This window comes from Streptomyces sp. NPDC058691 (assembly GCF_042714775.1).
In the GTDB taxonomy this organism is placed as follows: Bacteria; Actinomycetota; Actinomycetes; order Streptomycetales; family Streptomycetaceae; genus Actinacidiphila.
In genome coordinates this window covers 59,431-79,871 of sequence record NZ_JBHXSO010000022.1, presented here as the reverse complement: position 1 = coordinate 79,871, position 20,441 = coordinate 59,431, and the positions used below count along the sequence as shown (strand labels likewise).

The 20,441-nt window shown below is 72.7% G+C and carries 15 protein-coding genes, 1 pseudogene and 1 riboswitch; of the genes and pseudogenes, 8 read left to right on the top strand and 8 right to left on the bottom strand.

Translation table 11 applies throughout. The features are described from left to right. Positions 1 to 9 precede the first annotated feature (9 nt). Positions 10 to 1,332 carry a YibE/F family protein gene (locus ACFWVC_RS17740; RefSeq protein ID WP_384286064.1) on the bottom strand — a complete coding sequence of 441 codons (1,323 nt, stop codon included), beginning with the start codon at positions 1,330 to 1,332 and terminating at the stop codon, positions 10 to 12. A gap of 62 nt (positions 1,333 to 1,394) precedes the next feature. After that, positions 1,395 to 1,522, top strand: a riboswitch (TPP riboswitch). Here ACFWVC_RS17740 and thiC point away from each other — a divergent pair. Beyond that, positions 1,514 to 3,259: a phosphomethylpyrimidine synthase ThiC gene (thiC, locus tag ACFWVC_RS17735; protein ID WP_384286058.1), complete on the top strand. Its 1,746-nt coding sequence runs from the start codon at positions 1,514 to 1,516 to the stop codon at positions 3,257 to 3,259. Its footprint overlaps the riboswitch before it by 9 nt. A gap of 74 nt (positions 3,260 to 3,333) precedes the next feature. Here the strand turns inward: thiC and ACFWVC_RS17730 are convergent, their stop codons facing one another. From ACFWVC_RS17730 to ACFWVC_RS17720, 3 genes are all read right to left on the bottom strand, one after another. After that, complete coding sequence (locus ACFWVC_RS17730; protein WP_384286054.1) at positions 3,334 to 4,188, bottom strand: hypothetical protein; 855 nt, start codon at positions 4,186 to 4,188, stop codon at positions 3,334 to 3,336. 158 nt (positions 4,189 to 4,346) lie between these two features. Further along, positions 4,347 to 5,351, bottom strand: a complete 1,005-nt coding sequence (locus ACFWVC_RS17725; RefSeq protein WP_384286049.1) for a metallophosphoesterase — start codon at positions 5,349 to 5,351, stop codon at positions 4,347 to 4,349. A gap of 232 nt (positions 5,352 to 5,583) precedes the next feature. Continuing rightward, entirely contained in the window at positions 5,584 to 6,684 is a 1,101-nt protein-coding gene (locus tag ACFWVC_RS17720; RefSeq protein WP_384286045.1) for a LacI family DNA-binding transcriptional regulator, read from the bottom strand. A gap of 337 nt (positions 6,685 to 7,021) precedes the next feature. On the opposite strand from ACFWVC_RS17720, the gene hisC reads away from it, so the two are divergent. The 5 genes and pseudogenes from hisC to ACFWVC_RS17695 form a co-directional block, all read left to right on the top strand. Then, positions 7,022 to 8,095, top strand: a complete 1,074-nt coding sequence (hisC, locus tag ACFWVC_RS17715) for a histidinol-phosphate transaminase (protein ID WP_384286043.1) — start codon at positions 7,022 to 7,024, stop codon at positions 8,093 to 8,095. 164 nt (positions 8,096 to 8,259) lie between these two features. Continuing rightward, complete coding sequence (locus ACFWVC_RS17710; RefSeq protein ID WP_384286038.1) at positions 8,260 to 9,765, top strand: cytochrome ubiquinol oxidase subunit I; 1,506 nt, start codon at positions 8,260 to 8,262, stop codon at positions 9,763 to 9,765. Positions 9,766 to 9,777: 12 nt separating this feature from the next. Further along, positions 9,778 to 10,779, top strand: a complete 1,002-nt coding sequence (gene cydB, locus ACFWVC_RS17705; RefSeq protein WP_384286035.1) for a cytochrome d ubiquinol oxidase subunit II — start codon at positions 9,778 to 9,780, stop codon at positions 10,777 to 10,779. Between the two features lie 22 nt (positions 10,780 to 10,801). Then, positions 10,802 to 14,293: a thiol reductant ABC exporter subunit CydD gene (cydD, locus tag ACFWVC_RS17700; RefSeq protein WP_384286031.1), complete on the top strand. Its 3,492-nt coding sequence runs from the start codon at positions 10,802 to 10,804 to the stop codon at positions 14,291 to 14,293. Between the two features lie 228 nt (positions 14,294 to 14,521). Beyond that, positions 14,522 to 15,625 (top strand): annotated as a pseudogene (locus ACFWVC_RS17695) (GAF domain-containing sensor histidine kinase); the annotation flags it as partial. Between the two features lie 38 nt (positions 15,626 to 15,663). Here ACFWVC_RS17695 and ACFWVC_RS17690 read toward each other — a convergent pair. Beyond that, on the bottom strand, positions 15,664 to 16,521 hold the full coding sequence (locus ACFWVC_RS17690) for an HAD family hydrolase (RefSeq protein ID WP_384286027.1): 858 nt from the start codon (positions 16,519 to 16,521) through the stop codon (positions 15,664 to 15,666). A gap of 110 nt (positions 16,522 to 16,631) precedes the next feature. Here ACFWVC_RS17690 and ACFWVC_RS17685 point away from each other — a divergent pair, with 110 nt between their 5' ends. After that, a complete protein-coding gene (locus tag ACFWVC_RS17685) occupies positions 16,632 to 17,066 on the top strand; it encodes a DUF6083 domain-containing protein (protein ID WP_384286021.1) in 435 nt (144 codons plus the stop codon). Here the strand turns inward: ACFWVC_RS17685 and ACFWVC_RS17680 are convergent. Both ACFWVC_RS17680 and ACFWVC_RS17675 read right to left on the bottom strand, forming a co-directional pair. After that, positions 17,059 to 17,949, bottom strand: a complete 891-nt coding sequence (locus ACFWVC_RS17680; protein WP_384286017.1) for an LLM class flavin-dependent oxidoreductase — start codon at positions 17,947 to 17,949, stop codon at positions 17,059 to 17,061. The genes ACFWVC_RS17685 and ACFWVC_RS17680 overlap by 8 nt on opposite strands. A 23-nt stretch (positions 17,950 to 17,972) precedes the next feature. Further along, positions 17,973 to 18,296 carry a hypothetical protein gene (locus tag ACFWVC_RS17675; protein ID WP_384286012.1) on the bottom strand — a complete coding sequence of 108 codons (324 nt, stop codon included), beginning with the start codon at positions 18,294 to 18,296 and terminating at the stop codon, positions 17,973 to 17,975. 402 nt (positions 18,297 to 18,698) lie between these two features. Here ACFWVC_RS17675 and ACFWVC_RS17670 point away from each other — a divergent pair, with 402 nt between their 5' ends. Further along, positions 18,699 to 19,352 (top strand): DUF6344 domain-containing protein, encoded by a 654-nt coding sequence (locus ACFWVC_RS17670; RefSeq protein ID WP_384286009.1) that lies wholly within the window; start codon positions 18,699 to 18,701, stop codon positions 19,350 to 19,352. A gap of 95 nt (positions 19,353 to 19,447) precedes the next feature. On the opposite strand, the gene ACFWVC_RS17665 is transcribed toward ACFWVC_RS17670, so the two are convergent. Further along, on the bottom strand, positions 19,448 to 20,176 hold the full coding sequence (locus tag ACFWVC_RS17665; RefSeq protein ID WP_384286006.1) for a DUF6159 family protein: 729 nt from the start codon (positions 20,174 to 20,176) through the stop codon (positions 19,448 to 19,450). Positions 20,177 to 20,441 lie beyond the last annotated feature (265 nt).

The following is a 20,441-nucleotide window of genomic DNA, read 5'->3' as shown; positions in this document are numbered from 1 at the left end:
CTCGGTGCTTCACCGCGCGCGGCGCCGGCGCCGCCCGCCGCCCGTGGGGACAGTGTCCCCCCCGGAGCGGTCCGCCGACACCACCAGCGCGGCCAGCGCGGTCGTCAGCGGCACGGCCACCACCAGCCCGATGCTGCCGACCAGGGTCCGCACGATCTCCTCGGCGACCAACTCGCTGCCGGCCACCGCCAGCACGCCGCGCTGCGCGATGGAGAAGAGCAGCAGCAGCGGGAGTGCGGCACCCGCGTACGCCAGCACCAGGGTGTTGACCACCGAGGCGATGTGGTCACGGCCGATGCGCATCGCCGCCCGGTACAGCTTCCGCCGGCCGGCGCCCGGATCGGCGTCCCGCAGCTCCCACACGGCCGAGGTCTGGGTGACCGTCACATCGTCCAGGACACCGAGCGACCCGATGACGATGCCCGCCAGCAGCAGGCCGTGGATCTCGATGCCCGGATAGAGGTCGTGGATCAGCCCGGTCTCGTCCGAGGTGTTGCCGCTGAGCACCGCCCAGTCGATGAACACCGAGCCCAGCAGCGCGATCAGCAGCAGTGAGCAGAGCGTGCCGAGGACGGCCACCGAGGTACGGGCGTTGAGGCCGTGGCACATGTAGAGCGCGATCAGCATGATGGCGCTGCCGCCGACGACCGCCACCAGCAGCGGATCGCTGCCGTGCAGGATCGCCGGGAGGATGAACAGCGTCAGCACCGCGAAGCTGATGATCAGCGCCACCAGTGCCAGGATCCCGCGCAGCCGCCCGACCAGGACCACCGCGGCGGCGAAGAGCCCGGCCAGCAGCCACAACGGCAGCGACCGGTCCACGTCGGCGACCGAGTACTGCAACTCCTTGGGCGCGGCGGGCGCGTAGGAGAGGAGGACCTTCTGCCCCTGTGTGTAGTGCCGGGTCTGGGTCGGCTGCACGATCTCGGTGAAGGTGCGGCCGGTGTCCTTGCCGGAGGTGACCTCGATGGTCGCCCGCTCGCAGATCGACGGCGGGGCCGACGGGGTGGGGGACGGCCCGCCGGACGGTGCCGCGCTGGGCTGGGCGGGGCTGTTCGGCACGGCGTTGACGTCCGCGCAGTTGACGTTCTCGACCCGCACCACCCGGCCCGACTGCGTCTGCTGGTCGAACCCGACGCCCGTGCGCTTGTGGGCCGGCACTCCGTTGGGCCAGAGCACCACCAGGCCGACCACCACCGCGGCGATGAACGGGATCAGCACCGCGGCGATGACCTTCCGCAGATGCCGGGAGACCGGCGGCACGGGACCGTGGCCGTGGCCGTGGCCATGGCTGTGGCCGTGGGGCTGAGGGTGCGCATGAGGTGAGTCCACCCGCCGATCATGCCAAGGCCCGCTGGTGCGCGCTGGAGAAGACCCGCTAGCGTTGTGCCCGCTTTGCACACCGCGGGAGCTCGGAGCACCGGGCTGAGAGGGCGCTGACCGGCCGAAGGCCACCAGCTGCGCCGACCGCTGAACCTGTTACCGGGTAATGCCGGCGTAGGGAGTGGGTTTCATGACCATGCAGAATGCAGGCGCGCGCGAAATCGGCCCGCACAAGGCCTATGTGACGGGGTCCCGCCCGGACATCGAGGTCCCCGTCCGCCGGGTGCACCTCACCGACGGCCGGGACGTGACGCTGTACGACACCTCCGGTCCGTACACCGACCCGAACGTCACCACCGACGTCCGCCGCGGCCTCCCGCCGTTGCGGGAGAACTGGATCGCCGCCCGCGGCGACACGCAGGAGTACCCGGGCCGCCCCGTCCGCCCCGAGGACGACGGCGTCAGGCACACCTTCCCCCGCGGCGGGCTGCGCAACCTGGACGCCGTCTTCCCCGGCCGTCCGCGCCCGCCCCGGCGCGGACAGGGCGGGCAGGCGGTCACCCAGCTCGCGTACGCCCGGCGCGGCGAGATCACCCCGGAGATGGAGTTCGCCGCGATCCGCGAGAACGTCCCGCCCGAGGTCGTCCGCGAGGAGATCGCGGCGGGCCGCGCGGTGCTGCCGGCGAACGTCAACCACCCGGAGACCGAGCCGATGATCATCGGCAAGCGGTTCCTGGTGAAGGTCAACGCCAACATCGGCAACTCTGCCGTCACCTCCTCCATCGAGGAGGAGGTGGAGAAGATGACCTGGGCCACCCGCTGGGGCGCCGACACGGTCATGGACCTGTCCACCGGCCGCAACATCCACACCACCCGTGAGTGGGTGCTGCGCAACTCCCCCGTCCCCATCGGCACCGTCCCCCTCTACCAGGCCCTGGAGAAGGTCGACGGCAAGGCCGAGGAGCTGACCTGGGAGATCTACAAGGACACGGTCGTCGAGCAGGCCGAGCAGGGCGTCGACTACATGACCGTGCACGCGGGAGTCCTGCTGCGGTACGTCCCGCTCACCGCCCGCCGCAAGACCGGCATCGTCTCCCGCGGCGGCTCGATCATGGCGGCCTGGTGCCTCGCCCACCACAAGGAGAGCTTCCTCTACGAGCACTTCGACGAGCTCTGCGAGATCCTCGCCGCCTATGACGTCACGTACTCCCTCGGTGACGGGCTGCGCCCCGGCTCCATCGCGGACGCCAACGACGAGGCGCAGTTCGCGGAACTGCGCACGCTCGGCGAGCTCAACAGCGTCGCCAAGCGGCACGGTGTGCAGACGATGATCGAGGGGCCGGGGCATGTGCCGATGCACAAGATCGCCGACAACGTGAGACTTCAGCAGGAGATCTGCGAGGAGGCGCCGTTCTACACTCTCGGCCCGCTGACCACCGACATCGCACCCGCCTACGACCACATCACCTCCGGCATCGGCGCCGCGATGATCGCCTGGTGGGGCACGGCCATGCTCTGCTACGTCACCCCCAAGGAGCACCTGGGCCTGCCCGACCGCGACGACGTCAAGACCGGCGTGATCACCTACAAGATCGCCGCCCATGCCGCCGACCTCGCCAAGGGCCACCCCGGCGCGCAGGACTGGGACGACGCCCTGTCCGACGCCCGCTTCGAGTTCCGCTGGGAGGACCAGTTCAACCTGGCCCTCGACGCGGACACGGCACGGGCCTTCCACGACGAGACGCTGCCGGCCGAACCGGCGAAGACCGCGCACTTCTGCTCCATGTGCGGCCCGAAGTTCTGCTCGATGAAGATCTCCCAGGACATCCGGCGGCAGCACGGCGCCACGGCCGAGGAGATCGAGGCCGGCATGGCGGAGAAGTCCGAGGAGTTCGCCGCCGCGGGCAACCGCGTGTACCTGCCGCTGGCGGACTGAGCCCACCCCGCACGCGGCGGAACGACACGGCCCCGCTCCCGCGGCGACGCGGGAGCGGGGGCCGTCCGCCACCTTCAGTTGGGGGCGTGGTCGGGGCCGCCGTAGTCCGGACTGGAGAAGTCGGGGCTGGAGAAGTCGGGGCTGGTGAACCGGTGCCCGGGTTCCGGGGAGGACTCGGGGCCGGGGCTGCTGAAGTCGGGGCGGGAGTAACCCAGGCGCGGCATGCGGTGGTTGTCGTCGCCCCGGCGGTCCGGTGGGGGCTGGGCGGAGCCGGCGGTCTTGGCCAGGGCGGCCTCCAGGAAGGGCTGGAGGCCGCGTTCCAGCAGGGCCCGGCGCCAGATCTCGCGTGCCGCGGCGACCTCGGGCGGTTCGTCGGGCGGGTGGTCGCTCTCGGCGGTGGGGTCGTTGCGCAGGGCCGTGAGGAGCAGGCCGATCATGCCGACGACGATCCCGCAGGCGGCGACCGCCGCGAAGAGCCAGCCGGCCTGGCGCAGGGGAGGGGCGATGTCCGGCTCGGGATGGCCGAGCGCCAGGGCGTAGCCCAGTACCAGGAAGATCATGGCGGCGGTGCCGGCGAGCACGGGTGTGAGGACGGCGACGATCGCGAACAGCCCGGCCCCCGAGCCGTCGGCGACGCCCGGTGCGGCGGCCGCGTAGCCGATGCCGGAGACGGCGGCGACCCGCCGTTCGCGGCGTTGCTCGGACAGCGCCTCGCGGGCTTTGACGTAACTCTCGTACTCCGGCGCCGCGCAGGCGGAAATGGTCGCGGTGGCGCTGAGCGCCATGGTGCGCAACTGCTCGGTGTTGAGCGGGTTCCGGGCGTCCGCGAGGGCGGCCCGGGTGCTCTCCGAGTGCAGAGCCGTGTCGAGGGCGCGCTCGAACTCCGGGCGGTCCTCGGTGAGCAGATGTGGAGCGCTGTTCATGTGCATCCCCCGATGCTCCGTCTCCGGTGCCGCCCCGAAGTCCGCGCTGGAGTTCCGGACCGGCTGGGCGGAAGCGGAGGAGAAGCTGCCTACGGATACCCCGATGGTAGAGCGCGGAGGTGACGGGGTGACAGAGTGTTTCCGGAAAATGGGGGTTTCGGGGGCTACAACGGCAGGCGTGCGACCAGGAGTTTGCCGTCCATGGTCACCCCGCCGTCCATCGCGACCGCGAGGTCGTCTGCGTAGACGTGCGGTCCCTCGATGACGGTCGTCCGGTCGGGGGAGTCCGCGGTGTGCTCGCCGCCGGCCTCGCCGAGCAGGTACGGGATGGGGCTGTGGCCGTGCACGACGCGCCGGCCGCCGTAGGTGTCGAGCAGTTCCCGCGCCGCCTGCGCCCCGTCCTCGCCGCGGAAGGCGAAGCGCCGGGTGAACTTGCGGAACAGCTCCCAGCACTCGTCGGCGTCGCCGCGCTGGAGGATGCCGGTGACGGCGTCGTTCATGGCGTCGATGGTCTCGCCGTACTCCAGGTAGGCGGTGGTGTCGGAGTGCAGCAGGAGGTGGCCGTCGGCGAGGGTGGCCGCGTCCAGCCGGGACATCCAGGCGATGTGGTGGTCCTGGAGCCGCTCCATGTCGCTGGTCTGGCCGCCGTTGAGGCGCCAGGCGGCCAGGAAGGTGGCGGTGCCGCCGGCGGAGTTCACCGGTGTGTCGCCGAAGCGGTGGGCGCCGTAGAGCAGCAGCTCGTGGTTGCCCATGAGGGCGCGGGTGTAGCCGCCGGCCGCGGCGGCCTCGGCGGACAGCTGCATGACCAGGTCGATGACGCCGACGCCGTCCGGGCCGCGGTCGGTGAAGTCGCCGAGGAACCACAGGCGGGCGTTGCCGGCCGCCCAGTGGCCTTCGGCATCGATCAGCCCGACCGCGTAGAGGGCGTCGCAGAGCTCGCCGAGGTAGCCGTGGACGTCGCCGACGACGTAGAGCGGGCCGAGCGGCGGTTCGTCGGAGGCGCTGATGACCGGGAGGTCGCGCTGGGTGGGCGTGTACTCCTCGGGCAGCGGGATCTCTTCGACGAGTGTGGGCTCGTAGCCGGACTGGGGGCCGGGAGGCGCCGGTGGCGCGCTCTGGGCCGCGGCCTCCGCCCCCTGCGGATGCCCGCCGAACCCCGTGCCGAGCATGGGTCCCTGACCTGCCCCCTGAGTCATCGAACCCTCCACCGTCGCGCCGCCATCCGCCCATCATAGGAATGACGATGTCGTGGCGTGACACACCTGGTGATAGCGATTTCATCTGGTCGGGACAAATCCCCCCGGGGCGGGCCCCTCGCGCCCCCGGAGGATACGGCTCCGCATGGGTTTCCGGTTCCGCCGCCGTCCCCCGGCCGCCCGGCCGGCACGGAGCACGTACCGCTCAGCCCCCGGAGGGTCCACGCGGCGGGTTCACCGTGGTGCGGGGGGAGCGTCGCTGGGAGGAGGTGCGGACGATGAGGTCGGTCGGCATGACCTGCTGGACCGGGCGGCCGCCGTCCACGCCCTCGATGGCGTCGATGAGCAGCTGGACCACGGCGGTGCCGATACGCCCCGGTTTCAGGGAGAGGGTGGTGATGGGCGGCTCGGTGGTCGCGTAGACCATGCTCTCGCTGCAGCACACCAGCAGCAGGTCCTCCGGGACGCGCAGCCCGTAGCGCCGGGCGGCGGCCAGCAGGTCGGTGCCGTTGGGGTCGAAGAGGCCGTAGACCGCGTCGGGCCGGTCGGGGCGGGCGAGGAGGCGGTCGGCGGCGACGGCCCCGGCGCAGGGGTCGTGGGCCGGGTAGGACTCGACCACCGGTTCCTGCCCGATCCGCTCGCACCAGCTCAGGTAGGCGCTGGTGGACAGCCGGGTGTAGGTGTCCGTGCTGGTGCCGGTGAGCAGGCCGATCCGGCGGGCGCCGGCCTCGGCCAGATGTTCCAGGATGCCGAGCACGGCGGCCTCGTGGTCGTTGTCGACCCAGGCCTGGACGGGCAGGCTGCCGGCCGGGCGGCCGTCGCTGACCACGGGGATGCCCTGCCGGACGAGTTCGGTGACCATCGGGTCGTGGTCGGAGGGGTCGATCACGACGGTGCCGTCGAGCGCCACGTTGCTCCACACGTCGTGGCGGGACGAGGCGGGCAGGATGACCAGGGCGTATCCGCGGGCGAGCGCGGCGGAGGTGGCGGCCCTGGCCATCTCGGCGAAGTAGGCGAACTCGGTGAAGGTGAAAGGTTCTTCCCCGTAGGTGGTCACGGTCAGCCCGATGAGCCCCGACCGGCCGGTGCGCAGCGTGCGGGCGGCGGCCGAGGGGCGGTAGCCCAGCCGGTCGGCGACCTCACGGACATGTGCGCGGGTGGCGTCGGGCAGCCGGCCCTTGCCGTTGAGCGCGTCGGAGACAGTGGTGATCGAGACACCGGCCGCGGCGGCCACGTCCCTGATGCCCGCCCGCTCCAGCCGGCGTCCGACGGGCCGGTTCGCCTGGTGGTTCCCTGCTGCTGTCATGGCGTGGTGATAGTAGGGCTCGGGTGGTCCGTTCGCGGGGGGTCCGCGTGGCGGATTGACAGAGACGTTTCTGCGTTCCGCGATCCGGGACGGGGCCTTGAATGCGCAGGTCGCATGGGGTTTCGACCGCTGGTTACGAGACCGGCCGCCGGGATCGCGGGGGCAATGGTCCCTGGTCCGGAGCGGCATCAACTCACTCCTACGAGGGATGCGCGCCACCGCGTGCGCCACCGGCGCGCATCGCTCCGCCCAGCACACCACCGCGGCCGGGCGCCCCCTGGTACTCGCGCACATCAGGGGCCTCCCCAGAGCGGGGGGCCGCTCGTATGGTGTGGGCATGAACCCCCGACTGCGCCGCGAACTGGACGGTATCCCCACCTACAAGCCGGGTCGACCCCCGGCGGTGGAGGACGGCGTGACGGCTTACAAGCTGTCCTCCAACGAGAATCCCTACCCGCCGCTGCCCGGTGTCCTCGAGGCGGTCACGGCCGCCGCGGGGAGCTTCAACCGCTATCCCGACATGGCCTGCACCGCGCTCCAGGCCGAGCTGGCGGACCGTTTCGCCGTTCCCGTGGAGCACATCGCGACCGGCACCGGATCGGTCGGCGTGGCCCAGCAGTTGCTGCAGGCCACCTCGGGCCCCGGCGACGAGGTCGTCTACGCCTGGCGGTCCTTCGAGGCCTATCCGATCATCACGCGGATCAGCGGCGCGTCCGCGGTGCCCGTCCCGCTGGACGCCGAGGAGACGCACGACCTGGACGCGATGGCGGACGCGATCAGCGAACGCACCCGGCTGGTCTTCGTCTGCAACCCCAACAACCCCACCGGCACCGTGGTCCGCCGTGCCGCGCTGGAGCGCTTCCTCGACCGCGTCCCCTCCGACGTGCTGGTCGTCCTGGACGAGGCGTACAAGGAGTTCATCCGCGACCCCGAGGTGCCCGACGGCGTCGAGGTCTACCGGGACCGGCCCAATGTCGCCGTGCTGCGCACCTTCTCCAAGGCGTACGGCCTGGCCGGCCTGCGCGTCGGTTTCGCGATCGCGCACGAGCCGGTGGCGGCCGCGCTGCGCAAGACCGCCGTCCCCTTCGGCGTCAGCCAGCTCGCCCAGGACGCGGCGGTGGCCTCGCTGCGCGCCGAGGAGGCGCTGCTGGACCGGGTGGACGCGCTGGTCGCGGAGCGGGTCCGGGTGTACGAGGCGCTGACCGCACAGGGCTGGACGGTCCCGGTGACGCAGGCCAACTTCGTCTGGCTGCGGCTGGGGGAGCACACGACGGACTTCGCCGCGCGGTGCGAGAGCGCGGGGGTCAGCGTGCGCCCGTTCGCCGGTGAGGGCGTGCGGATCACGATCGGCGAGACCGGTGCCAACGACGTGCTGCTGCGCACGGCCGAGGCCTTCCGCAAGGAGCTGTAGTGCCGTAGCGCGCTTCCGGCGGCTGCCACGGCGGCTCTGATCTGGTGCTTCGACCCCTTTCGCCCCCTCCCACCCCCCGGTGTGAGGGGGCGAAAGTATGTACGTCATACTGAGCTTGTGAATGCGTTCACTTTCACAAGCGCACCAGGATAAGGAGGCGTGGCGTGGAGCTGGCACTCGACTCCGTTGCCGTCGCCCGTTGGCAATTCGGCATCACCACCGTCTACCACTACCTCTTCGTCCCCCTGACGATCTCCCTCGCGGCCCTGACCGCCGGCCTGCAGACGGCCTGGGTCCGCACGGGCAAGGACACCTACCTCCGGGCCACCAAGTTCTGGGGCAAGCTCTTCCTGATCAACATCGCCATGGGCGTGGTGACCGGCATCGTCCAGGAGTTCCAGTTCGGCATGAACTGGTCGGACTACTCCCGCTTCGTCGGCGACGTCTTCGGCGCCCCGCTGGCCTTCGAGGCGCTCATCGCCTTCTTCTTCGAGTCGACCTTCATCGGCCTGTGGATCTTCGGCTGGGACAAGCTGCCCCGCAGGATCCACCTGGCCTGCATATGGATGGTCTCCCTCGGCACGATCCTGTCGGCGTACTTCATCCTGGCGGCCAACTCCTGGATGCAGCACCCGGTCGGCTACCGCTACAACAAGGCCACCGGGCGCGCCGAACTCACCGACATCTGGGCGGTGCTGACCCAGAACACCACCCTCGTCGTGGTCTTCCACACCCTCACCGCCGCCTTCCTCACCGGCGCCGCCTTCATGATGGGCATCGCGGCCTACCACTTGGCCCGCAGGAAGCACGTCGCCGTCATGAAGACCTCGCTGCGACTGGCCCTGGTCACCGCGGTGGTGGCCGGACTGCTCACCGCCGTCAGCGGCGACCTGCTCGGCAAGGTCATGTTCAAGCAGCAGCCGATGAAGATGGCCGCCGCCGAGGCCCTGTGGGACGGCGAGGCGCCCGCCCCCTTCTCGATCTTCGCCTACGGGGACGTGGAGAAGGGCCACAACACCGTGGCCGTCGAGGTCCCCGGCCTGCTGTCCTTCCTCGCCGACGACAACTTCAGCTCGTACGTCCCCGGCATCAACGACGTGAACAAGGCCGAGCAGCTCAAGTACGGCCCCGGCGACTACCGGCCCAACATCCCCACCGCCTACTGGGGCTTCCGCTGGATGATCGGCTTCGGCATGACCTCCTTCGCGGTCGGCCTCGCCGGACTCTGGCTCACCCGGCGGAAGTTCTGGCTCGCCGAGAGCCGGCGCACCGGCGACGACGAGCCGCCCCACCTGATGCTCACGAAGAGCACCGTCCTCAGCCCATCGCTGTCCCGCTGGTACTGGCGGATCGGGCTGCTCACCATGGGCTTCCCGCTGATCGCCAACTCCTGGGGCTGGATCTTCACCGAGACCGGCCGGCAGCCCTGGGTCGTGTACGGGGTGCTGCGCACCTCCGACGCGGTCTCCCCCGGTGTCTCCACCGCCGAGGTGGTGATCTCGCTGGTCGTCTTCACCGCGCTCTACGCCGTCCTCGCCGTCGTCGAGGTCAAGCTCCTGGTGAAGTACGCCAAGGCCGGGCCCCCCGAACTCACCGAGGACGACCTGATGTCGCCCACGAAGATCGGCGGCGACAGCGATGCCGACCGCCCGATGGCCTTCTCGTACTAGGGAGACGACGGCATGCACCTCCACGACGTCTGGTTCGTCCTCATCGCCGTCCTGTGGACCGGCTACTTCTTCCTCGAGGGCTTCGACTTCGGCGTCGGCGTCCTGACCCGGCTGCTCGCCCGCGACCGCCCCGAGCGGCGGGTGCTGATCAACACCATCGGCCCGGTCTGGGACGGCAACGAGGTCTGGCTGCTCACCGCGGGCGGCGCGACCTTCGCCGCCTTCCCCGACTGGTACGCCACCCTCTTCTCCGGCTTCTACCTGCCGCTGCTGGTGATCCTGGTCTGCCTGATCGTCCGCGGCGTCGCCTTCGAGTACCGCGCCAAGCGCACCGACGAGCGCTGGCAGACCACCTGGGAGCGGGCCATCTTCTGGACCTCTCTCATCCCCGCGTTCCTGTGGGGCGTGGCCTTCGCCAACATCGTGCACGGCGTGGCGATCGACCGGTCCGGCGAGTACACCGGGCAGGTCTGGGACTTGTTCGGTCCGTACGCGCTGCTCGGCGGCCTGGTCACGCTCAGCCTCTTCACCTTCCACGGTGCGGTCTTCGCGTCGCTCAAGACCCTCGGCGACATCCGCGCGCGGGCCCGCCGCTTCGCCACCGGCGCGGGCGCGGTCACCGCGGTGCTCGCCGTGGGCTTCCTGGCGTGGACGCAAGGGGACGGCGGGGATGCCGCGAGCCTGGCCGCCGCGATCGTCGCCGTGCTGGCACTGCTCGGGGCGCTGGGCGCGAACCTGCGCGGACGGGAGGGCTGGGCGTTCGCGCTGTCCGGGGTCACGGTCGTCGCCGTAGTGGCGACCCTCTTCCTGACGCTCTTCCCGGACGTCATGCCCTCCTCGCTGGACCCGGCGTGGAGCCTGACGGTCGAGAACGCGTCCTCAACCCCCTACACGCTGAAGATCATGACCTGGTGCGCAGGGATCGCGGCACCTCTGGTCGTGCTCTACCAGGGCTGGACGTACTGGGTGTTCCGCAAGCGGATCGGCACCCAGCACATCGCCGAAGCGCACTGAGCGACACGAGGGGCTGTTTCACGTGAAACCCGTCGACCCGCGGCTGCTGCGGTACGCCCGTGCCACCCGCGTCTTCCTCGCCGTCTCCGTCCTGTTGGGCCTGATCGGCGCGGGGCTGGTCATCGCCCAGGCGATGCTCCTCGCGAAGATCGTGGTCGGCGGGTTCCAGGACGGCCTCGGCACCGGCGAACTGCGCACCCCGCTGCTGCTGCTCGCCGGGGTCGCGGTCGGCCGCGCCCTGGTCTCCTGGCTCACCGAACTGTGCGCCCACCGGGCCGCGGCGGAGGTGAAGTCCACCCTGCGCATGCGGCTGATCGACCACGCGACCCTGCTCGGCCCCGCGCAGCTCACCGACCGCCGGACCGGCGAACTCACCACGCTCGCCACTCGCGGAATCGACGCCCTCGACGGCTACTTCGCCCGCTACCTGCCGCAACTCGGGCTCGCCGTCCTCGTTCCCACCGCAGTCCTCGCCCGCATCGTCACCGAGGACTGGGTGTCGACAGGCATCATCGCCGTCACCCTGCCCCTCGTCCCGCTGTTCATGGTCCTCATCGGCTGGGCCACCCAGGCCCACATGGACCGCCAATGGCAGCTGCTCGCCCGGCTGTCCGGGCACTTCCTGGACGTCGTCGCCGGCCTTCCCACGCTCAAGGTCTTCGGCCGCGCCAAGGCGCAGGCCGAGTCCATCCGCGCCGTCACCGCCGACTACCGGCGCGCCACGATGCGGACGCTGCGCATCTCCTTCCTCTCCTCCTTCGCCCTCGAACTGCTCTCCACCCTCTCCGTGGCCCTGGTCGCGGTCGGCGTCGGCATGCGCCTCGTCCACGGCGAACTCGACCTGTACACGGGGCTGGTCATCCTCGTCCTCGCCCCCGAGGCGTATCTGCCGCTGCGGCAGGTCGGCACCCACTACCACGCGGCCGCCGAAGGGCTGTCGGCCGCCGACGAGGTCTTCGCCCTCCTGGAGACCCCGGCCCCGCGGCGCGGGGACGCCGCCGCCCCCGACCCGCGCACCGCGGCCGTCGAGGCCGACGGCGTCACCGTCGCCGGCCGTCTCGGCACGGTGTCCCTGCGGGTCTCCCCCGGCGAGACGGTCGCGATCACCGGAGCCAGCGGAGTCGGCAAGTCCACGCTCCTGAGCGTGCTCCTCGGCTTCACCCGGCCGACCGCCGGACGTGTCCTGGTCGGCGGCACCGACCTCGGCGACCTCGAACTCGCCGACTGGCACCGGCACATCGCCTGGGTCCCCCAGCGGCCCCACCTCTTCGCCGGCACCATCGCCGACAACGTCCGGCTCGCCCGCCCCGGTGCCGACGACGCGCAGGTGCGCGCCGCCCTCGCGGACGCGTGCGCGGGCGAGCTCGACCCCGCACGCCGGGTCGGCGAGGCCGGCGCCGGGCTCTCCGCCGGGCAGCGCCAACGGGTCGCGCTCGCGCGGGCGTTCCTCGCCGACCGGCCGGTCCTCCTGCTGGACGAGCCCACGGCGGCACTGGACGGCGAGACGGAGGCCGCCGTGGTCGACGCGGTCCGGCGGCTCGCGGTCGGCCGTACCGTGCTGCTGGTCGTCCACCGGCCCGCGCTGCTGGCGATCGCGGACCGCGAGGTGCGGCTGGGCGGCGGCCCGGTGCGCGCGGACATCCGGACCCCGGGAGCGGCGGCGTTCTCCGCGCGTCCGCAGGCGCTCGCCGAGGTGTCCGCCGAGCCCGTCGAGCCCGTCGAGCCCGTCGACGCGGGCCTGCCCGTCCGTTCCGCCGAGACCCGGCCGGGGGAGGCCGGCGTGGCGCGGCGCGTGCGGGCCGCGGCGTCGCCGTTGCGGCCGCGGTTCGTGCTCGCGCTGGTGCTGGCCGCGCTCGCGCTGCTGAGCGCGGTGGGCCTGATGGCGACTTCCGCGTGGCTGATCGCGCGGGCCTCGCAACAGCCGCCGGTGCTCTATCTGATGGTCGCGGTGACGGCGACGCGGGCCTTCGGCATCGGGCGTGCCGCGTTCCGGTACGCGGAGCGCCTGGTGTCGCACGACGCGACGTTCCGCGCGCTCGCGGACCTGCGGGTGGCGGTGTACCGCCGCCTGGAACGCCTCGCGCCGGCCGGCCTGCGGGACATCCGCCGCGGCGACCTGCTCTCCCGACTGGTCGCGGACGTGGACTCCCTGCAGGACTACTTCCTGCGCTGGCTGCTGCCCGCCTCCGCGGCCGCGCTCACCGGCGCGGTGGCGGCCGGGTTCACGGCGTGGCTGCTGCCGGAGGCCGGTGCCGCCCTCGCCGTGGGGCTGCTCGCGGCGGGCGTGGCCGTGCCGGCGCTGTCGGCCGCGCTGTCGCGCCGGGCGGAGCGCGCCCTGGCCCCGGCTCGCGGCGAACTGGCCACGCAGGTGGTCGACGTGCTCACCGGCACGGCCGAGTCGACGGTCGCCGGCGCTCTGGTCGCGCGGCGCGCGAAGGCCGCGGACGCGGACCGCGCGCTGACCCGGATCGCGGCCCGCTCGGCGGCCGGGGCCGCGCTCGGAACGGGCCTGGGCACGCTGCTGACCGGGCTGACCGTCGTGGTGTGCGCGTTCGCCGGAGTGCAGGCGACCGCCGCCGGCCGGCTGGACGGCCTCGCGCTCGCGGTGGTCGTGCTCACCCCGCTCGCCGCGTTCGAGGCGGTCGCGGGGCTGCCGGTAGCGGCCCAGCACCGCCGCCGCAGCCTGCGCGCGGCGCAGCGCGTCCACGACGTACTGGACGCCCCCGAGCCGGTACGGGAGCCGGAACACCCGGCGGCGGCGCCGCGGGCACCGCACCCGGTGGTGCTGCGCGGCCTGACGGCCCGGCATCCCGGCCAGGCGGCGCCCGCCCTCGACGGCGTGGACCTGGAGCTGACACCAGGCCGCCGGGTGGCGGTCGTGGGCCCCTCCGGCGCGGGCAAGACGACCCTGGCGCAGGTGCTGCTCCGTTTCCTGGACCCGGAGTCCGGCGCCTACACCCTCGCCGGCACCGACGCGACCACCCTCGACGGCGACGCCGTCCGCCGCATGGTGGGGCTCTGCGCGCAGGACGCGCACGCCTTCGACAGCACGGTCCGGGAGAACCTGCGGCTCGCCCGCCCCGGCGCCGCGGACGCCGAACTGACGGCCGCCCTGGCCGCCGCCCGGCTGGACCTCGGCCTCGACACCCCCGTCGGCGAGCACGGCACCCGACTGTCCGGCGGCCAGCTCCAGCGCCTCGCCCTCGCCCGCGCGCTGCTCGCCGGCTTCCCCGTCCTCGTCCTCGACGAGCCCGCCGAGCACCTCGACCTGGCCACCGCCGACGCCCTCACCGCGGATCTGCTGGCCGCGACGGCCGGTCGTACGACCGTCCTGATCACGCACCGGCTCACCGGACTGGCCGAGGTCGACGAGATCGTCGTCCTCGATCGTGGCCGGGTCGTCCAGCGCGGCACGTACGACGCGCTGGCCGTCGCCGAGGGCCCGTTCCGCCGCACCCTGGAGCGGGAACGCACAGCTGACGCGCGGGCCGCGGCGGTTCCCGCCCCGGCATGAGGGCCGCCTGCGCCTCGCCTGCCGGGGGCGGCTCACCGGACTGGCCGAGGTGGATGAGATCGTCGTCCTCGGCCGTGGCCGGGTCGTCCAGCGCGGCACGTACGACGTGCCGACCGCACGCTGGAGCGGGAACGCGCAGCTGACGCGCGGGCCGCGGCGGTGCCCGCCCCGGCATGAGGGCCGCTCGCGGCCTACGCTCGCCGTATGGCAGAACGACTCGCCAAGCTGCTCGACGCGGTCGGCTCCGTCACCACGGCGTTGCTGGCCGGCGACCCGGGGGCCGGGGCGCTCGACGTCGTCGCCGAGCAGGCCCGCGCGCTGGTGGAGGCCGACGCGGGCCTCGTTCTGCTGCCGACGGCCGAGGGCGGCCTGGAGGTCGTCGCGGCATCGGCCGACCACCCGGCCGGACTGGTCGGCACCGTCCTGGAGGCCGACAGCCCGGCCGCCGCGCCCCTGCTGGCGGGGGAGCCGGTGTACATCGAGGACGCCGCCACCGACGACCGCATGGGCGCGACCATCACGCCCCGCTTCGGGCCCAGCATGATGCTGCCGCTGCGCAGCAGTGGGCACGTGATGGGGGCGCTGGCACTGCCGCGGGTGCGCGGCGCGCCGGGCTTCACCGAGGCCGACCGCGTGTTCGCCGCGCAGTTCGCCGCGCAGGCCGCGCTCGCGCTGCTGCTCGCCGAGGCCCAGCGGGACCGCAACCGGCTGGCGGTGTACGAGGAGCGCGACCGCATCGCCCGCGATCTGCACGACCTGGTCATCCAGCGGCTCTTCGCCACCGGGCTGATGCTCCAGGGCGCCATCCGCAAGTCGGTGCCGCCCGAGGCCGAGGCGAGCATCGCGCACGCCGTGGACGAGCTGGACGCGACCATCCAGGAGGTGCGCACCGCGATCTTCGCACTCCAGCAGGAGCCAGGTGACGACGCCCCGGCGGGACTGCGCGCCCAGGTGCTGCGGGAGACCTCCGTGACCGCCCGTGGCCTGGGCTTCCAGCCCTCCGTGCGCTTCGTGGGCCCCGTGGACTCACGGGTCGGCGCGCTCAGCGCCCGCAATCTCATCGCCGCGCTGCGGGAGGCGCTGTCGAACGTGCTGCGGCACGCCGGGGCCACCCGGGTCGAGGTGATCGTGGACGCCACCGCCGTGCTCGGCGACGGGCTGGAGGGGGTCCGGCTCATCGTCTCCGACGACGGGGTCGGCATCCCGGAGACCGGGCGGCGCAGCGGCCTGCGCAACCTGGCCCGGCGGGCGGAGTCGCTGGGCGGTGAGTCCACCTTCGGGCCGGGCCCCGACGGCAAGGGCACCACCCTGGCCTGGGAGGCGCCCCTGTGAGTGCCCCGGGGCCGGGGCGGCCGCGGGGCCGCGGGCGGTCAGCGGGCCGCGAGGATCCGCTCGATGACCCGCGCGACGCCGTCGTCCTCGTTGGCGGCGGTGTGGTGCGTGGTGGCCGCCAGTACGTCCGGGTGGGCGTTGGCGACGGCGTACGAGGTGCCCGCCCAGGACAGCATCGCCAGGTCGTTGGGCATGTCGCCGAACGCGACCACCTCTTCGGCGGAGATCCCCCGGTCGGCGCAGCAGCGGGCCAGCGTGGTCGCCTTGCTCACCCCGGTGCCGCTGATCTCCAGCAGCGCGGAGGGGCTGGAGCGGGTGATCTCCGCGTGCTGCCCGGCCGCCGCCAGCGCCGTGCGCAGGAAGACGTCCGGGTCCATCGTCGGGTGCTTGGCCAGCAGCTTCAGCACCGGCTGACCGCCTCCGGCCGCCCCGAGCAGTTCCTCCACGGGCGCCACGAGGGCCTCGGGCATGGGCGCGTACGGCGGGTACTCCGGCTCGTACGCGAAACCGCCCGTCAGTTCCACGGCGAAGGTCGTACCCGGCACGGTGGTGCGCAGGGCCGCGACGACGGAGAGCGCGTCACGCGCGTCGAGGGGATAGCACGCGAGCATCCGCCCGCGGTGCAGGTCGTAGACGGCGGCGCCGTTGGCGCAGATGGCCATGCCGTGGCCGGCGGTGTGCTCGGCGACGACGTCCATCCACCGGGCCGGACGGCCGGTGACGAAGAAGACCTCGACGCCCGCGGCCTCCGCGTCCGCGAGCGCGGCGATCGTCCGGTCGGAGACGGTCTTGTCGTCGCGCAGCAGCGTGCCGTCCAGATCGGTGGCGATCAGCCGCGGCACGGGGGCCGCGAGGACGGAGTCCGGGGACGGGGGATGCTGGGTGGCTGAGGTCACCGCCCCATGGTCGCCTATCCGCCCCCCGATGGCTGTAGCCGGGTGGCGGGTGCGATCACCGCCACATTCCGTGCCGGGGCATTGTCAGTGGCGGCTGTCACCATCGCGGCATGGCACTCATGACGCGTTGTGAGGAACAGCCCGACCGGGAGCCGGTCCTCCTGGCCGATGCCGTGGCGACCGTCCTGGACGGGATCGGTTTTGGCTCCCGCGGGGCGATACCCGCCCGTACCCCCGTCCCCGACCCGGCGGCCGGCACCGCCACGACCTGTGCCCGGTGCGGCTCCGCCGCCGTGTGGCACCGCACGACCGGTGGCCGATGGATCATGATCGAGCCCGGCGAGCGGCGCACCGCCGTCGTCCCGGCCGGCCGCCGCTGGCGCGTCGCGGGCGACGGCACCGCCGTCAACCTGCGGTCCGCCGTGCCCTCCGACACCTGCCGGATCAGCCACTTCGACGTCTGCCCCGCCGGTCCCCCGCCGGTCGCGTCGCCGGTGCTGCTCGCCCAGTGGCGGCGGCGGGGGACCGGGCACAGCCTCAGCTGAGCTGGGCGGGGGCCTCGGTGGCGATGCGCTCGAAGATCTTCTCGTCGGCGGCGTAGACCGAGTCCGGCACCGGCCAGTGCAGGACGATCTCGGTGATACCGGCCTCCGCGTACCGGCCGGCGAAGTCCACGAAGGCGTCCAGGGACTCCAGCGGGCGCTCCGCCGTGGACCCGGTGAGCAGCACCCGGTCCAGGTCGCCCGGGTCGCGGTCGATCTCCGCGCACGCGATCTCCAGCTTGTCGAACTGCCGGGAGACCACCGTCGGGCAGTCCTCGACCGGTACGTCCGCCGGGCCCTTGGGGTCGCCGTACGTCACCCACGCCTGCCCGTAGCGCGCCGTCAGCTGCATCCCGCGCGGCCCCGTGGCCGCCACGGCGAACGGGATCCGGGGTCGCTGCACGCAGCCGGGGATGTTCCGCACCTCGCGCGCCGAGTAGAACTCGCCCTCGTAGTCCGCGACCGGCTCGGTCAGCAGCCGGTCCAGCACGGGCAGGAACTCCCCGAACCGGTCCGCCCGCTCCCGCGGCGTCCACGCCTCCTGCCCCAGCGCCGTCGCGTCGAAGCCGGTCCCGCCCGCGCCGATGCCGAGCGTCAGCCGGCCCTCGCTGATGTCGTCCAGGGTGATGAGCTCCTTCGCCAGCGTCACCGGATGCCGGAAATTGGGCGATGTCACCAAGGTCCCCAGCCGCATCCGCTCCGTCGCCGCGGCCGCCGCCGTCAGCGTCGGCACCGCCCCGTACCAGGGCTCGTCCCGGAAGCTCCGCCACGACAGGTGGTCGTAGGTGTAGCCGGTGTGGAAGCCGAGCTGCTCGGCCCGCCGCCACACCTCCCGCCCCTGTGCGGCCCAACGGTAGATCGGCAGAATCACAGTGCTCAGACGCATGAGACGACCATACGGCCCGTGCCTCAGGCCTCTCCCCGTATCCACTGGTCGAACGGCGTCAGACGGGCGACCGCGGGGGCCACGGCCTCGAGGGCGGCCGCGACGTCCCGGGCCAGCCGGACACAGCTGTCCATGAGTTCGTCGGCGGCGCACACCTCGACGTCCGGCCGGGGGACCCAGGAGGTCCGTGACACGCAGGAGATGCGCACCCGCTCGCCTTCGGGGCGGAACGTCAAGGTGCGCTCCACCCCCTGCGGATAGAGATCGACCTCCGTCTCCCGTCCAGCACGCAGGCCGGCGATCAGACGGGGCAGTTCCTCGACGAAAGCCGACATGTCGTAGCCCACGTCGAACCGCCAGTCGTCCCGACGGCGAGGGTCCCGTGAAGGAGAAGCGGAAGGGCGCGGCGGCCAAGGTATCCGCCACCGGAAGCCGCCCCTGGGTTTTCGGCACGACGGGTGGTCCTCGGCGCGGACGCCGCGCAAGCCGAGCCGTCGGGAAGGCCACCGCGGCCTCCCGTCCCAAGCGGGGCCATGGGACCGTCGCGGTAACACCGGTGCCCAGGGCCCGCAACTCGGGAGATTGTCAGGTGAGCGGGCCTCCGAACGGGGGCGATGGGGTCCCGCTTGGGCCACCCGGGTGGTGTTGATCGGAATATCGCCACTCTCGAGGTGCGCTTCCGGGCATTTCGTGCTCACTTCCGCATCATCGGACTAGTCGCTCCCCGACTCACGAGGAAGTGAGAGGTCATGGCTGTCAACAATCACGCCAAGGCGTTCTGGAACGCCTTTGTCACGCTCCTTCTCAAGATGATCGCCGGTCTCGGCTTCGCCGTCCCGGCCGGCCGTAGCACGGCGGCGTTCGCGCCGCGATCGGAAGCCGCCCCGCTCTCCCTGGTGGAGGCGCTGCTCGCCGAGACCGCCAGGGAGGTGAAGGCACCACCCACGGGCGCGGCACCGGAACACCGCGAACCCGTCCGCCCGCCCCGCGCGCGGTCGGCACGCCATCTCGTTCCCGCCGCCCGGCCGCGACCCCGGCCGGACCGCACGACACGGCAGGCCACGGCACACCGCGCCGCCCTCGCCCGCCGCGTCGCCGTGCCATCGGCACCTGCGGGGTCGCCAGGGTCCACCGCGTCGCATGAGGCGTCCGCCGCGCACACCCTCGTCCCCCGTATCGCCGAGTGCCTGCGCGAGCTGTCGCTGCCGCCCACGATGAAGCAGCGCTGCCGCGCCGAAGCCCACGGCGCCTCCCCGGTGCCGCGCAGCGGTTCCCGCCGGATCCGTGAGAACGCTGCCGCCCAGGGTGCGACGGCCGGCGGCGACGAGAGCTCGGCCAGGACCGCGGCCGAGGCGCACGCCCGCACGGCCGACCGTCGCCGCGACTGGGCACTGTGCGCGTGAGCGTCACGTACGCGCTGCCACGGACCGCGGGACCGGACGTCACGACCGGATCCGGCAGTCACGGCAGCCCCGACGGGTACGGCAGGACAAGCCGGTCAGGCCGGCTGACGTGCCACCGCCCGCTGGTAGAGCGTCATGCGGTAGATGCCGGAAACGGTCGCGGAGAGCAGGCCCGTCGCGAGGAACAGCGCGACGACGCAGCCCGCCACGGCGACCATGACCGTCACGCTGTCCGACTCGACCGCGAGGATGAGTGCGATGATCGCGACGACCACCACCAGGACGGTTGTCAGGGCCAGGCGTATCCCGCCGGCCACCCAGTTGCCCAGCTCCGCCCGGCTCAGTGCCATTGAGCGGCGCAGGCCGGCGAAGAGGCCGGTGCCCTCGACGACGATCACGGGCAGTGCGAAGAAGGTCCACAACGACCAGGACGTCCCGGCCAGTTCGAAGATCCAGGACACCCCGGCGGTCGACTCCAGGACCCGGAACACCATTCCCAGACCGCTGCCGAGCAGGCACCACGCCAGCAGCGTCGGCAGTCGCCGCAGCGCCGCCCGCAGCGAGACGCGCACGGCCGGGTGCAGGTCGTGCCCCAGGGCGTGCACGGAGTGCAGCAGCGCCGCGTTGAAGTACGTACTGGTGCAGGACACCAGGAAGAACATCACCAGGAGTGCGATGAACTGCCCCGTGGTGGGCGACTGGTCGAGCCGCGCGCGCTCCCAGATGCCCCGCAGCGGCTGAAGCCACGCGATGAGCAGGAGGACCCCGAGGGCCCCCGCGCTCAGCGCCGGAAAACACAACAGCGCCGGTCTGCGGCGCAGCACACGCAGGACCGTCCTGACGATCCCCCGCTGCCCGCTCCCCGAGCCCCGCGAACTCCCCGAACTCCCCGAGCCCGCCGAACCGCCCGTGGTCCCCTGGCTCCTGCGACTTCCCCCGTCTCCGCCGTTCCCGACGTTCTCCACGCCCGTTCCGCCCCTCCCGCATGAGATCCCCGCCGGCCGCAATCTATCCGGCGATCCCCCGTCCCCTACGGGAACGTCCGTCCCAAGGACTACGGACGACTACCCCCGAGGCTGACGACGGGTG

Coding starts and splice junctions, on each gene's coding strand:
- ACFWVC_RS17720 (WP_384286045.1), bottom strand. CDS start 6,684: ATGACAGCAGCAGGGAACCACCAGGCGAACCGGCCCGTCGGACGCCGG.
- ACFWVC_RS17725 (WP_384286049.1), bottom strand. CDS start 5,351: ATGCTCGGCACGGGGTTCGGCGGGCATCCGCAGGGGGCGGAGGCCGCG.
- ACFWVC_RS17685 (WP_384286021.1), top strand. CDS start 16,632: ATGGCACTCATGACGCGTTGTGAGGAACAGCCCGACCGGGAGCCGGTC.
- cydB (WP_384286035.1), top strand. CDS start 9,778: ATGCACCTCCACGACGTCTGGTTCGTCCTCATCGCCGTCCTGTGGACC.
- ACFWVC_RS17670 (WP_384286009.1), top strand. CDS start 18,699: ATGGCTGTCAACAATCACGCCAAGGCGTTCTGGAACGCCTTTGTCACG.
- ACFWVC_RS17730 (WP_384286054.1), bottom strand. CDS start 4,188: ATGCACATGAACAGCGCTCCACATCTGCTCACCGAGGACCGCCCGGAG.
- ACFWVC_RS17680 (WP_384286017.1), bottom strand. CDS start 17,949: ATGCGTCTGAGCACTGTGATTCTGCCGATCTACCGTTGGGCCGCACAG.
- thiC (WP_384286058.1), top strand. CDS start 1,514: ATGACCATGCAGAATGCAGGCGCGCGCGAAATCGGCCCGCACAAGGCC.
- hisC (WP_384286043.1), top strand. CDS start 7,022: ATGAACCCCCGACTGCGCCGCGAACTGGACGGTATCCCCACCTACAAG.